Raw genomic sequence first — 12,891 nt, 5'->3', positions numbered from 1 at the left:
AGCGGTCAGTCTCCTATTTTTACTTTGCGTTTTATACGGGCTTTGTATCTTATATAAGGAGGCGGATATCTAATGGCACTCTACGGTAAACAGAATCAAGAAAAACATGATGTCCTCAGTCCTATCTTTGGATCTGTCAGTGAGGATCACGATTTACCAAAATATAAGCTCAACCAAACGCCTGTTGAGCCGAGAATCGCTTATCAGGTTATCAAGGATCAGCTGCTTGACGAAGGGAATGCTCGTCTGAATTTGGCCACTTTTTGCCAGACCTATATGGAACCTGAAGCGACACAGCTGATGGGCGAGACGCTGGAAAAAAATGCTATTGATAAATCAGAATATCCGCGTACAGCAGAAATTGAAAACCGCTGTGTAAATATGATGGCTGATTTATGGCACGCTCAGCCCGGAGAAGAATTTTTGGGCACATCAACCGTCGGTTCTTCTGAAGCTTGTATGCTGGGTGGATTGGCTATGAAATTTGCCTGGCGCAAACGGGCCGAAAGTCTCGGTCTGGACACCGGTGCTCAAAAGCCAAACTTAGTTATTTCAACCGGCTATCAAGTCTGTTGGGAGAAATTCTGTACCTACTGGGATATTGAACTGCGGACTGTTCCTATGGATAAGGAACACCAGTCACTAAATATGGAAACGGTCATGGATTATGTTGACCCTTACACAATCGGTATTGTCGGCATTATGGGTATCACATATACAGGCCGTTATGACAATATTAAGCAGCTCAATGACCTTGTGGAAGCCTATAACAGCCAAACTGACTTCAAGGTTTATATCCATGTTGATGCTGCGTCCGGCGGTTTTTATGCACCTTTTATGGAACCGGAAATCGCTTGGGATTTTCGCCTAAAAAATGTCATCTCTATTAACACTTCCGGTCATAAATACGGGCTTGTTTATCCAGGAATCGGCTGGATTCTTTGGCGTGATGAAGCTTTTCTGCCGGAAGAATTAATCTTTAGGGTGAGTTATTTGGGGGGAGAAATCCCGACAATGGCCATTAATTTTTCCCGCAGTGCCTCACAAATCATCGGCCAGTATTATAATTTTATTCGTTACGGCTATGACGGCTACCGCGCAATTCATCAACGAACCCACGATGTCGCTCTCTACTTGGCAAAAGAAATAAAGGCCTTAGATCGTTTTGAGATTGTTAATGATGGGGCACACCTGCCTATTATCTGCTACAAGCAAAAAGAGACAAAACAGCAGGAATGGACGCTCTATGATTTGGCCGACCGTCTGGCTATGAAAGGATGGCAAGTTCCGGCCTACCCTTTGCCTGCTGATCTGGACCAAACTGAAGTACAGCGTCTGGTTGTGCGTGCTGACTTTGGTATGGGCATGGCGCATGACTATATAGAAGATATGAAAGCAGCCATAGCAGATCTCGACCAAGCCCATATCCTCTTTCATGAGAAAAAAGAAATCAAAAACTACGGCTTCACACACTAAACAAGATACAAAGGCCGTCAAGAAATCCGTATGAAAATAGGGACTGACGAGCGATGACTTGCATCGCGACGGAGGTCATCTTTTTCACTAGGATTTTAGGGCATGTTCAATTTACAAGATACAAAGGCCGTCAAAAACGCAAAAGGAAAATGGCGGTAAGTCCGAAATCTTTGATTTCGCAGACGCCCCCCTGCCAGGACGACTAGAAAGGTGCGGTCGACTGTTAAGGCGACAAAGCTTTCAGACGTCTACGGCTAGCTAACTTGAAATCAACTCTAAACTTAGCCATATCTTTTTCCCGCAGCGTTTAGGGCGTGTTCAGTTCAACAAGATACAAAGGCCGTTAGACAGGCATAAAAAGAGCCAAGTCTCAACAAGACTTGACTTTTTTATTGCTTTCATTACTTAAGTGTTAAAATAAGTTCAGCCAAACCATTATATCCACAGTTCAAAGTTTCCTAGCCTGTTTTTTGTTTCCAGAGCTTCTAGATTTCTTTACCTAAGGCATAATGGCTGCCTTTAAGTGCTTTTTTCAAAGAAAATTTAAAGGGATGGCCCGTAACAGTGGCTTGGTTTTTCTCTAAATCGACATGAACATCCGTTACGCCTCGGACTGAACTCAGTTTTTCTGTCACTGTCTGAGCACAGCCCTGACATTTCATACCTGTAATCTCATAAGTTTTTTCCATAGAAACCTCTTTTCCTGCATAAATTAATAGATCAATCCTCTGTTTAAACCATTCGTTTCAAACGCAGAGCATTTAAGACAACTGAAACTGAACTAAAGCCCATTGCCAGTCCTGCAATCATCGGATTGAGCAGAGGACCGCCGAACAGATAAAGCACTCCCATAGCGACCGGAATAGCAAGGATATTGTAGATGAAGGCCCAAAATAGGTTTTCTTTAATAACCTTTATTGTCAGCCGGCTAATGGTCAGGCTTTTAAAAACGTCTGAAAGTTCGGGGCGCATTAAGATAATATCCGCTGATTCAATGGCAATATCTGTTCCTGAACCAAGAGCCAAGCCGATATCGGCCTTGGCAAGAGCCGGAGCATCGTTAATCCCGTCGCCGACCATAGCAACCAGCCGGCCTTGGTTTTGTAGGTCTTCAATAGCCTGCGCTTTTTGGTCAGGAAGAACGTCACTGATTGTCTCTTTGATTCCCACCTGCTTAGCAATAGCCTGGGTCGTTCTTTGGTTGTCCCCTGTCAGCATGATAACAGAAAATCCAGCTTTTTGCAGATCGGCAACTGTCTGCCGGCTGTCGGCTTTAACCAAATCAGCAACTGTAATCAAACCTACTAGCGCTTTACTGCGGGCCAGATAAATCGGTGTCTTCCCATTCTCAGTAGCCGCAGCAGCCGTCTGTGCTGCCGCTGTTATATCAACGCCCTGCTCTTGCATGAGCCGCTGATTCCCGACATAGACAGTCTCTTCATTAATCTCAGCCTGCAGCCCCAGTCCGGTTAGGGCAGTGAAGTCAGTGACAGGCAGCAGGGCTATGTCTTCTGCTTCAGCTTTGGCAACAATGGCCTGACTTAAGGGGTGTTCGGATAATTTTTCAACCGAAGCCGCTAACTGCAGTAAATCGTGTTCACTGATTGTATAAGCAGTCAGTCCAGCGACTTCCGGTTTCCCTTGTGTCACTGTCCCTGTTTTATCAAAAACAATTGTGTCTACCTGATGGAATTTCTCAAGAATATCTCCTCGTTTATAGAGAATCCCATTTTCAGCTGCCCGGCTTGTTCCTACCATAATAGCGGTCGGCGTAGCCAGACCCAAGGCGCAGGGACAGGCAATCACAAGCACGGCAACAGCAGTCTGCATAGCAAAGACAAAACTTTGTCCCATTATAAAATACCAGAAAAGGCCGGTTAATAAAGCCAGACCGATAACTATCGGCACAAAAACTCCTGATACCTGATCGGCTATCTTAGCGATCGGAGCTTTTGTTTGCTGGGCATCTTCAACTAAGCTGATAATCTGTGCCAAAAGGGTATCACTGCCAATTTTTTCAGCTTCTATAGTCAAAACTCCCTGCCCATTAATGGTGGCTCCATAAACCAAGTCATTCATCTGTTTTTCGGCAGGAATACTTTCACCTGTCAGCATCGATTCATCAACAGAGGAGTGGCCGGCAACCACTCGGCCGTCTACAGGAATTTTTTCTCCGGGCTTGACAAGCAGGGTATCAGAGAGAACTACTTCTTCAACAGGCAGCATCAGTTCTTGTCCGTCTCGGATTACTCTGGCTTCTTTAGCAGACAAAGTCAGTAAGCGTTCGATTGCTTCTGAAGTGCGGCCTTTTGAGCGGTTCTCGAAATATTTCCCCAAGGTAATCAAAGTCAGAATAACAGCTACAGATTCAAAATAAAGGTCATGCACATAGTGGCTGTGCCCCCAGAAAATATGATAAAGGCCATAGAGGCTGTAAGCAAAAGCGGCAGCTGTTGCCAGAGCTACTAAAGAATCCATATTAGGATGTCTCTGCCAAAGAGCGCGAAAGCCATTGCGATAAAAACGGCGGCCTAAATACATGACTGGCAGTGTCAGAAAAAGCTGCAGCAAAGCAAAAACTAAGGGGTGGCTGTTCGGTCTGATGACTTCAGGGAGCCATAAGCCCATCATACTTCCCATGGAAATATAAAAGAGCAGCAGACTAAAAACAGCTGACAGCAAAAATTGCTGCCGCATTTTTTGGCTGGTTTCTTCCTGCCGTTCTGCCTGACTTTTAGCCTCGGCCGGATTATATAAGCTGGCAGTGTAGCCGCTGGCAGCTACTGTCTTTGCAATATCTGCCGGAGACGTTTTTTGAGAGTCGTAAGTTACCCTCATCTTCTCCGTAGCTAAATTAACAACTGCAGTATCAACTGCCGCCATTTTTTGAACAGCATTTTCAACAGTTGAAGCACAGCTTGCACAAGTCATACCATCAATAAGAAAAATGTCTTCTTGCATTAGAAAACCTCCATATTTTCTTTACAGCGGCATTGACCAGGTATACAATTGCAGTGAATCTCCGCGGCTGCATGCTTTTTTTTGTGAGCCAGCACATTCTGCAAATGCTCAATATCCTCCAAAGTTAAAGAGCTTGCATGCAAAAGATGCTCGAGTAAAGCCGGATGCTGACGCTGGCAAAATTTAGTCAAAAGTGCATCAGCCTGCATATCCATGCTGGATTTTTCATCAACCTGTGCTGAGTAAATAAACCGATTTCCTTTTTTTTCTGTCAGCAGGCATCCCTTAGCCACAAGACGTTTGAGCAGGGTTTTGACAGTCGAAGGGCTCCACTGCATTTTCTGCTTTAAAATTTCTAAAATTTCACCACTTGTTGTCTGACCTTTAGCCCAGACCACGCGCATAATTTCCCATTCTGCATTGGCAATTATCATAGAAAAATCACCCTCATTCGTCTACTTTTGTCATCATTATAAGGTATTTGATGACAGTTGTCAACTAAAACGCTTATCACTAAGATAAACAGTTGGCAGCATGTCCCCAACCATATCGAAAGAGCATATAAAAAAAGGGCTGTGCCCCTTTTTTTCTTATTTTAACTGTCAGAATCATACAGATAAAAGGCAGACAATGACGCTCCGCATCGCAGCAGCATCAATTTCACAAAGAAGCAGAGTTAGCCGGCCTTATTGCTTATTTTCTAAATCACGCAGCATTTGGTCAATTTTATTGCCATAAGCAATTGACTCATCTTTAATGAACTGCAGGTCAGGTATCTTATACATCGTCAAATAATGACCGAGTTCACGCTTAATTGTTCCAGTCGCTTTTTCCAGTCCTATCTGAGCCTTTTGCTGCTCAGATGCCAGATCACTCATAACTGTATAATAAACCTTGGCAAGGGATAAATCGCCAAGCATCTGAACATCAGTTATCGTTACCCCTTTAACACGCGGATCACGCACCTTCTTTTGTAAAATATCATTGACCTCACGTTTAATCTCCATACCTACACGATCAACACGAAACGAATTTCCCATAACTCCCCTTCTACATAAGATACAAAGCCCGTTAAAAGAGCAAAGCAAAAATAGGAGCCTGACCGATGAGTCACTAAAGACTCAAGGGAGGGCTGTCTTTTTTGCACAGCTCTTAGGGCATGTTCAGTTCCAATAAGATACAAAGCCCGTTAAAAGCTCACAGCAAAAATAGGAAAACTGACGAAGAAACTTCAGTTTCTAGGAAGTTTTATCTTTTTTGCAAAGAGCTTAGGGCGTGTTCAATTCCACAAGATACAAAGCCCGTTTAAAAATCCGTATGAAAATGACGGTAAGTCCGAAATCTATGATTCCGCAGACGCACCTCTGCCAAGACGACTAGAAAGCTTTGTCGGCCACTAGGACGACAAAGCTTTCAGACATTTACGGCTGACAGTAAGTCCGAAATCTATGATTTCCAGCCCCTCACTCTCCCTTTTCTAGGTTCGGGCTGAAATCATCCACTGGATGATTTCACCGCACAGCTCTTAGGGCATGTTCAATTCAGTCATACAGATAATAAATCTGCTGTTTTCATTTGTCTATAGCTGATTCACTGAAGCTTTGCAGATGCTTTAACGGGTAATTTCTTCCATGATATAGGCTTCAATATTGTCATCAATTTTCAGATCGTTGTAATTCTCAATCATCAGTCCGCCTTCCTGTGCATTGCCAACTTCCTTGACATCATCTTTGTAGTGCTTCAGACTGACCAATTTCCCATCAAAAACAACAACACCGTCACGGATAACACGAACACTTGAATCACGGGTCACCTTACCGCTGAGAACCATGAAGCCGCCGATTGTTCCCATTTTAGAAACTTTAAAGGTCTCACGAATAACTGCTTCTCCGATAATTTTCTCTTCATATTCCGGATCAAGCATTCCTTTCATGGCATCTTCAACTTCCTCAATCACCTTATAAATAATCGAGTGAAGGCGGATTTCAACCTCATCTGCTTCGGCTTGCTGGCGGGCTTGCGGTGTCGGACGGACATTAAAACCGATAATGACTGCATTACTGGCTTCAGCTAAGGTAACATCTGACTCATTAATAGCACCGACAGCAGAGTGCACGACATTGACCTTGACCCCTTCGACATCTATCTTAAGCAAAGAAGCTGCCAATGCTTCGACAGAGCCTTGAACATCTGCTTTGATAATCACATTAACCGACTTCACTTCACCGGCTTTAAGAGTGTCAAACAGATTTTCAAGGCTGACCCGATGAGTGGTCTGCCGCTGCTTAAGAAGAGCACGCTTAGCACGTTCTTCACCAGCAGCCCGGGCTGCTTTTTCATCTTCATAGACGGCAAAATGATCTCCGGCCATAGGTGCCTCATTCAGTCCTGTAATGGATACCGGTGTGGAAGGAGGTGCTGCTTTCACACGGCGGCCTAAGTCATTAGTCATCGCGCGGACACGGCCGAAAGTGTTTCCAACAACAATCGGATCCTGCACATTTAAAGTCCCCTGCTGAACAAGAAGTGTGGCGATTGCCCCTTTCCCTTTATCAAGGCGGGCCTCAATAACAGTTCCGATAGCCCGAACTGTTGGATCAGCTTTAAGCTCTTGGATTTCAGCGACTAAGAGGACTGTTTCCAGCAGTTCGTCGATATTTTTGCCAAATTTAGCAGAGATTTCAACAAACTCTGAGTCTCCTCCCCAAGCTGTAGAAACAACGCCATGTTCTGCCAGCTCGCCGATGACCCGTTCAGGATTAGCATCTGGTTTATCAATCTTATTTATAGCCACGATGATTGGAACATCAGCCGCTTTAGAATGGTTGATGGCTTCAATTGTTTGGGGCATCACACCGTCATCAGCAGCTACAATCAAAATAGTGATATCTGTTACTGAAGCACCTCGAGCCCTCATGCTGGTAAAAGCAGCATGCCCTGGTGTATCAAGGAAAGTAATTTTTTTACCGGCTGTCTCAATTTGATAAGCACCAATATGCTGAGTAATCCCGCCAGCTTCCCCTGTGACAACACGCGAGTTGCGCAGTGTGTCCAGCAGCGTTGTCTTCCCGTGGTCGACATGTCCCATGATAGTGACAACAGGGGCACGCTCAACCATCTCTTCAGGATTAAGATAATCCTCATCGACAAAGAAGCGGTCAATATCAGCTGTATCTACCTGTACTTTGGCCTTGGCTTCAATACCATAATCAACCATCAGCAGCTCAATTGTATCAGCATCAAGCGATTGATTTTGTGTTGCCATGACTCCCATCATAAACAGCTTTTTGACGATTTCAGCCGGTTCACGCTTTATGCGCTTAGCAATTTCTGCGACAGTCATGCCTGCAGTGTATTCAAATTCTTTTGGCAGCTCATGAAACTTACGCTCAGTAACAGGTTTAGGTGCCTGATTATTGCGGTTATTTCGACCTTTTTTGTTCTTTTTAGTATTATTCCAGTTGCTATTTCTTTGATTTCTCACGCGGTTTTGATTATTCCAGTTTTTCTTATTTTTTGCTTGTTTTGGACCATCTTCATTTTCATGAGTAAAGTCACGACTTTTTTCAGGACGGGCTTGCTTTTTACGGCGGCTGTCCTGTGCCTTCGGAACAGCGTCTGCTAAAGGAGGAGCTGCTTGAAGTTCCGGAGCTGCCGAGAGAGCTGCTTGCTCCTCAAGCTGCTGCTGGGCTGCTTCTTGAGCTTTTATTTGCGCTTGTCTGGCAGCTTCCTGTTCACGCGCAGCTCTGGCTTTTGCCTCCTGTGCTTCACGGAAACGTGTCTCGCTTTGACGAGAATATTCGGCGTTCTGCTCTGCTTTTAAAGCAGCTGCACGCGCTTTAAAATCAATCCGCCCCTTCCCCTTAGCCGGCTGAGCTGTCTGCTGATTGGGCTGTGCTGTGCGGTCATAACGGCGGTCGTTATTGCGGCGGTTATTAGAATGATAGCGCTGATCACGGTTTCTATTTTGCCTGTCATTATCAGACCGACGGCCGTCTTTTTGATAAGACCCTTTGCGGTCTTTTCTTTGCTGCTGCTCTGCCTGACGGCGTTGGGCTTCGGCCTTGGCTCTTGCTTCACGCTCTGCTTTAAAGTTGCGGCTTTTCGGACGGTTGAGCGGCGGTTTGGAAGCTGATGGTTCAGTGTGCTGAACAGCTTTAGGCACAGGCGCCGTTTTTTGTGGCTGCTCTTTTGGACGCGGCTCTGAAGCTGCTGCTTTAGGAGCAGGCTGCGGCTGTGCATTCGCCGGTTCTTGTTTCGATACGGCTCCTTCCTTTGCTGCAGCGGTAAAGCTTGCAATAATGCGGCCTGCATCTTCCTCTTCAACACTAGAAGCATGGCTTTTTACAGCAAAGCCAAGCGACTGTGCCCGTTCGACAACTTCTTTACTGCTTTTTCCGATTTCTTTTGCAATTTCGTGCAATCTTTTCTTTGACAATTTGTGTCCTCCTATTCATCTATCCCATAAGAGTCCTCATTTTCTTTGAAAATCCAGCATCTGCAATAGCCAGCACTTTTCGAGGCTTACCTAGTGCAGCACTTAATTCCAGCGTAGAAAACGCTGTGGAGACTTCTACATTGTAATAGTTGCTTTTATCTTTTATCTTTTTACTTAGATTAGGACTGGCATCACTAGCCAGAAAGATAAGTTTAGCTTGTCCGGTCTGAATCGCTTTTACAGTCAGTTCCTCACCCGAAATGACACGGCCTGCGCGATAAGCCAGACCGATAAGCTGTGAGATTTTTTCTGAATTATTCAAGGCCCAGCTCTTTTCTTTTCACTTTATGTTCAACATAAGCAATCAAGTCGTCATAAAAACTTTCCGGTACTGTCATAGCGAAAGTACGGTCAAAAACCTTTTTTTTCTTGGCAGTCAGCGCTTCGGTGTTATCCAGTTTAATATAAGCGCCGCGGCCGTTTTGTTTGCCGGTCGGATCAATAAAAATGTCACCTTCCTTATTTTTGACGATTCTAAGAAGATCGCGCTTATCGATAACTTCACCTGAGACGACTGATTTTCTTAAAGGAATCTTTCTTGTTTTAGGCATTTAAAAAACTCTTTTTTCTGTTTTTATTCCGTTCCGTCAAGAACAGGTTCTGACGGTTCACTTTCAGCATTTTCAGCTTCAGCAGCCAGCAGTTCTTCTCGCTGAGCTTCCATTTCATCGTACTCACTTGCCGACTTAATATCGATGCGATAGCCGGTCAGATGAGCCGCTAAGCGGACATTCTGTCCGCGCCGGCCAATAGCCAGCGACAATTTGCTGTCCGGCACAACAACGGTTGCCCGTTTAGGATCCTCATCATCAAAAAGCACCATATCAACTTCTGCAGGAGCAATAGCATTGTAGATGAACTCAGCCGGATCATCAACCCACTGGATGACATCAATGTTTTCTTCCATCGGCAAAGCTGCACCTGTTTTAGGATCAATCCGCTTAGGATGAAATTTGCTGGTTACTTTTTTAATATTGCTGCCGCCGCGGCCGACGATGGTTCCGATTGCATCAACATTGGGATTGTGGCTGCGTACCGCAATTTTTGTCCGATCACCGGCTTCCCGGGAAACACTCATTATCTCGACTGTTCCGTCAAACACCTCGGGGATTTCCTGCTCCATGATCCGTTTGATAAACTGAGGATGGCTGCGGCTGACAAAAACATTGACCCCTTTAGGATTGTTTTCAACTTTATAAACATAAACTTCAATGCGGTCGTGCGATTTAAAGGTTTCTCCCGGAATCTGGTCCTGATGGGACAACTGAGCCTCCAAAGTTCCTAAATTCACGTAAATAAAGCGCTGATCGAAACGCTCAACCGTCCCGGTCATGATTTCACCTTCACGCTCTTTGTATTCATTAAAGGTTACTTCCCGCATCTGACGCCGCATTTTTTCCATAATGGTCTGTTTAGCCGACTGTGCTGCCACACGACCAAACTCTGCCACTGATTCAGCAAAACGAATCTTGTCGCCTATTTCATAGGCAGAACTGATGGCCAAAGCATCTTCAAGACTGATTTCAAGCCGGCTGTCAAAAACTTCTTCAACCACTTCACGGACGGTATAGACCTGAAAATCACCTGTTTTTTCATTAAATTCGACCACACAGGACTCAGCCTGACCATAGCGGCGCTTATAGGCTGATTTTAAAGATTCTTCAACCGCTTCAATAATATCTTTTTTGTCAATATGTTTTTCTTCTTCCAAAATACGGAAGGCTTCTAACATCTCTTTGCTCATAATTCTATCACTCTTTTTTTCTGTTCTTTTAGCTAGCGTAACAGGAAAAAGCAAAATCCTTTCTTAAAATTTAACTGCAAGGCGGGCTTTAGCAACCGTCTGATAAGGGATATCCACTGTTTTTTCTTGCCCTTTGTCCATAAACATAAGCGTTAGCACTTGTCCATCAAAAGCCAGCAAATCACCTTCAAAATGCTTCACTTTATCGATGGGCTTATACAGGCTGACATTGATATAGCTTCCAACAGCCTGGGCTAAACTGGCAGCGGTTTTTAAAGGGCGCTCCAGACCCGGACTGGAAACTTCCAGTAAATACTGTTGAGGAAAGGGATCAGGCTCGATGGTATCCAGCAGGGGGCTGATGATATCTGTCAGCTCTGCTGTATCATCTACAGTAATACCACCAGGTTTATCTACTAAAATACTTAATATATAATCGCCCCCCTTTTTTTCATATTCAACATCAACCAATACAAATGGATCTTCAAATACAGGGGCAATCCGTTCGGTAACACGTTCAACAATATGGTTTGCGATAAGGCATCCTCCTTTTATATTAACAGTCCTTCTTCTGACACAGATAAGAGGCGAAGTCCTGACTTCGCCCCCCTTTCTCTTTTAATATTTAATGACAGTATAACACAGACAAGCAAAGAATGCAAGAAAATAGAAAGATTTTATAAATGAAAACAAAAAGGTACAGAAGATATGTTTCTGAACCTTTTCAAAATTCATTTCTCAGCAGGCCTATCCCTGCCAGAATCTTGCTATTGTATATTCTTGGTCAGATTGGCCAAAAGTTCTTCAAAAGAGCGCTCATAGAGCTGGATATCCCCAGCTCCCATAAAGACGTAAACAGCATTGTCATGATCAAGCAGAGGTGACACATTCTCAACAGTTACAATTTCAGCAGGTTTACTGATTTTTTGAGCTAAGTCTTCCACTTTGACGTCTCCCTTGTCCACCTCACGGGCTGAGCCGTAAATCTGCGCCAAGTAAACACTGTCTGCTTCATTAAGAGCCTCTGCAAACTCATCTAACAGAGCAATTGTCCTAGTAAAGGTGTGCGGCTGAAAAATGGCGACAATTTCCTTGCTGGGATATTTTTGCCTCGCTGCATCAAGAGTCGCAATAATCTCAGTCGGATGGTGAGCAAAGTCATCGATAATAACAGTATCAGTAATGACTTTCTCAGAAAAGCGGCGCTTAACCCCCTTGAAAGTCTTCAAATGTTCAGCAACCAAAGCCATATCAAAGCCGGCAATATAAAGGTTGCCAATAACAGCTGTTGCATTGAGAATATTGTGACGCCCATAAGCCGGAACATGAAATTCGCCAAGCACTTCTCCCCTATAGCTGACCTTGAAATCAGAACCATTTGTTGTACGAATAATATCATAAGCAACAAAATCATCATCTTGAGCAAACCCATAATAATAAATCGGGGCTTTTGTTTTTAGACGTCTGAGGTAGGGATCTTCCCCGTACACAAAAAGACCTTTTTGAACCTGCTGAGCATAGTCGCTGAAAGCACGAAAAACATCATCAACACTAGTAAAATAATCCGGATGGTCAAAATCAATATTGGTAATGATAGAATACTCAGGGTGATAGGGCATAAAATGGCGTTCGTATTCATCTGATTCGAAAACAAAATACTTACTGTTAGCCAGCCCTCGCCCGGTACCGTCGCCAATAAGATAGGATGTATCCGTAATATTTTTAAGAACATGCGACAAAAGTCCGGTAGTAGATGTTTTACCGTGGGCACCAGCAACCCCAAAACTTGTAAACTGTGTCATAAAGTCGCCGAGAAATTCGTGGTAACGCTTAAAGTTAAAACCGTTTTTAAGCGCATAAGCCACTTCAATATTATTATCTTCGCGAAAAGCGTTACCGGCAATCAGTTCCAAATCAGGTGTAATATTAGCTTCAGAGAAGGGAAGGACAGCAATACCAGCCTGTTCGAGCCCCCGCTGTGTGAAATAATACTTTTCCACATCGCTCCCCTGAACCTTATACCCCATTTGCTGAAGCATAAGGGCAAGAGCACTCATACCTGACCCCTTAATTCCGATAAAATGATAAACTTTCGACATATCCACTCCTTACAACAAGATACAAAGCCCGTGAAAAAATCCGTATGAAAATAGGGGATGGCAAGTGATGCCTAAGCATCACGCTGACAGCCATCTTTTTCACTAGGATTTTA

At 44.2% G+C, this 12,891-nt stretch carries 11 protein-coding genes; 1 reads left to right on the top strand and 10 read right to left on the bottom strand.

Translation table 11 applies throughout. The features are described 5' to 3' along the window. The first annotated feature begins 72 nt into the window (after window positions 1-72). The gene (gene gad / locus AB3329_RS01305) at window positions 73-1,476 is read left to right on the top strand and encodes a glutamate decarboxylase (RefSeq protein ID WP_368393921.1); all 1,404 of its coding nucleotides are present in this window, start codon (window positions 73-75) and stop codon (window positions 1,474-1,476) included. Window positions 1,477-1,961: 485 nt separating this feature from the next. On the opposite strand, the gene AB3329_RS01300 is transcribed toward gad, so the two are convergent. The 10 genes from AB3329_RS01300 to murC all read right to left on the bottom strand — a co-directional run bounded on the left by AB3329_RS01300 (window position 1,962) and on the right by murC (window position 12,778). Further along, on the bottom strand, window positions 1,962-2,165 hold the full coding sequence (locus tag AB3329_RS01300; RefSeq protein ID WP_368393920.1) for a heavy-metal-associated domain-containing protein: 204 nt from the start codon (window positions 2,163-2,165) through the stop codon (window positions 1,962-1,964). 43 nt (window positions 2,166-2,208) lie between these two features. Beyond that, a complete protein-coding gene (locus tag AB3329_RS01295; RefSeq protein ID WP_368393919.1) occupies window positions 2,209-4,437 on the bottom strand; it encodes a heavy metal translocating P-type ATPase in 2,229 nt (742 codons plus the stop codon). Continuing rightward, the gene (locus AB3329_RS01290) at window positions 4,437-4,871 is read right to left on the bottom strand and encodes a CopY/TcrY family copper transport repressor (protein ID WP_368393918.1); all 435 of its coding nucleotides are present in this window, start codon (window positions 4,869-4,871) and stop codon (window positions 4,437-4,439) included. Before AB3329_RS01290 ends, AB3329_RS01295 begins: the two co-directional genes overlap by 1 nt. A 252-nt stretch (window positions 4,872-5,123) precedes the next feature. Continuing rightward, the gene (rbfA, locus tag AB3329_RS01285; RefSeq protein ID WP_368393917.1) at window positions 5,124-5,477 is read right to left on the bottom strand and encodes a 30S ribosome-binding factor RbfA; all 354 of its coding nucleotides are present in this window, start codon (window positions 5,475-5,477) and stop codon (window positions 5,124-5,126) included. Window positions 5,478-6,049: 572 nt separating this feature from the next. Next, a complete protein-coding gene (gene infB / locus AB3329_RS01280) occupies window positions 6,050-8,875 on the bottom strand; it encodes a translation initiation factor IF-2 (protein WP_368393916.1) in 2,826 nt (941 codons plus the stop codon). 19 nt (window positions 8,876-8,894) lie between these two features. Then, window positions 8,895-9,197, bottom strand: a complete 303-nt coding sequence (locus tag AB3329_RS01275) for a YlxQ-related RNA-binding protein (RefSeq protein WP_067060266.1) — start codon at window positions 9,195-9,197, stop codon at window positions 8,895-8,897. Continuing rightward, window positions 9,190-9,486, bottom strand: coding sequence for an RNase P modulator RnpM (rnpM, locus tag AB3329_RS01270; RefSeq protein WP_067060264.1), 297 nt, complete (start codon window positions 9,484-9,486; stop codon window positions 9,190-9,192). The genes AB3329_RS01275 and rnpM overlap by 8 nt, the downstream gene beginning before the upstream one ends. Window positions 9,487-9,509: 23 nt before the next feature. Continuing rightward, the gene (gene nusA, locus AB3329_RS01265; protein WP_368393915.1) at window positions 9,510-10,679 is read right to left on the bottom strand and encodes a transcription termination factor NusA; all 1,170 of its coding nucleotides are present in this window, start codon (window positions 10,677-10,679) and stop codon (window positions 9,510-9,512) included. Between the two features lie 63 nt (window positions 10,680-10,742). After that, window positions 10,743-11,216: a ribosome maturation factor RimP gene (gene rimP, locus AB3329_RS01260; RefSeq protein ID WP_368393954.1), complete on the bottom strand. Its 474-nt coding sequence runs from the start codon at window positions 11,214-11,216 to the stop codon at window positions 10,743-10,745. A 230-nt stretch (window positions 11,217-11,446) separates the two neighbouring features. Then, a complete protein-coding gene (murC, locus tag AB3329_RS01255; RefSeq protein ID WP_368393914.1) occupies window positions 11,447-12,778 on the bottom strand; it encodes a UDP-N-acetylmuramate--L-alanine ligase in 1,332 nt (443 codons plus the stop codon). Window positions 12,779-12,891: the final 113 nt, after the last annotated feature.

The organism is Streptococcus huangxiaojuni (assembly GCF_040930515.1).
GTDB lineage: Bacteria > Bacillota > Bacilli > Lactobacillales > Streptococcaceae > Streptococcus > Streptococcus huangxiaojuni.
This window is presented reverse-complemented; position numbering and strand designations above follow the sequence as displayed.

Excerpts from the sequence above, each read along its gene's own strand:
- AB3329_RS01290 (WP_368393918.1), bottom strand. The coding sequence starts at position 4,871 with ATGATAATTGCCAATGCAGAATGGGAAATTATGCGCGTGGTCTGGGCT.
- AB3329_RS01300 (WP_368393920.1), bottom strand. The coding sequence starts at position 2,165 with ATGGAAAAAACTTATGAGATTACAGGTATGAAATGTCAGGGCTGTGCT.
- rnpM (WP_067060264.1), bottom strand. The coding sequence starts at position 9,486 with ATGCCTAAAACAAGAAAGATTCCTTTAAGAAAATCAGTCGTCTCAGGT.
- gad (WP_368393921.1), top strand. The coding sequence starts at position 73 with ATGGCACTCTACGGTAAACAGAATCAAGAAAAACATGATGTCCTCAGT.
- AB3329_RS01295 (WP_368393919.1), bottom strand. The coding sequence starts at position 4,437 with ATGCAAGAAGACATTTTTCTTATTGATGGTATGACTTGTGCAAGCTGT.
- murC (WP_368393914.1), bottom strand. The coding sequence starts at position 12,778 with ATGTCGAAAGTTTATCATTTTATCGGAATTAAGGGGTCAGGTATGAGT.
- nusA (WP_368393915.1), bottom strand. The coding sequence starts at position 10,679 with ATGAGCAAAGAGATGTTAGAAGCCTTCCGTATTTTGGAAGAAGAAAAA.
- rbfA (WP_368393917.1), bottom strand. The coding sequence starts at position 5,477 with ATGGGAAATTCGTTTCGTGTTGATCGTGTAGGTATGGAGATTAAACGT.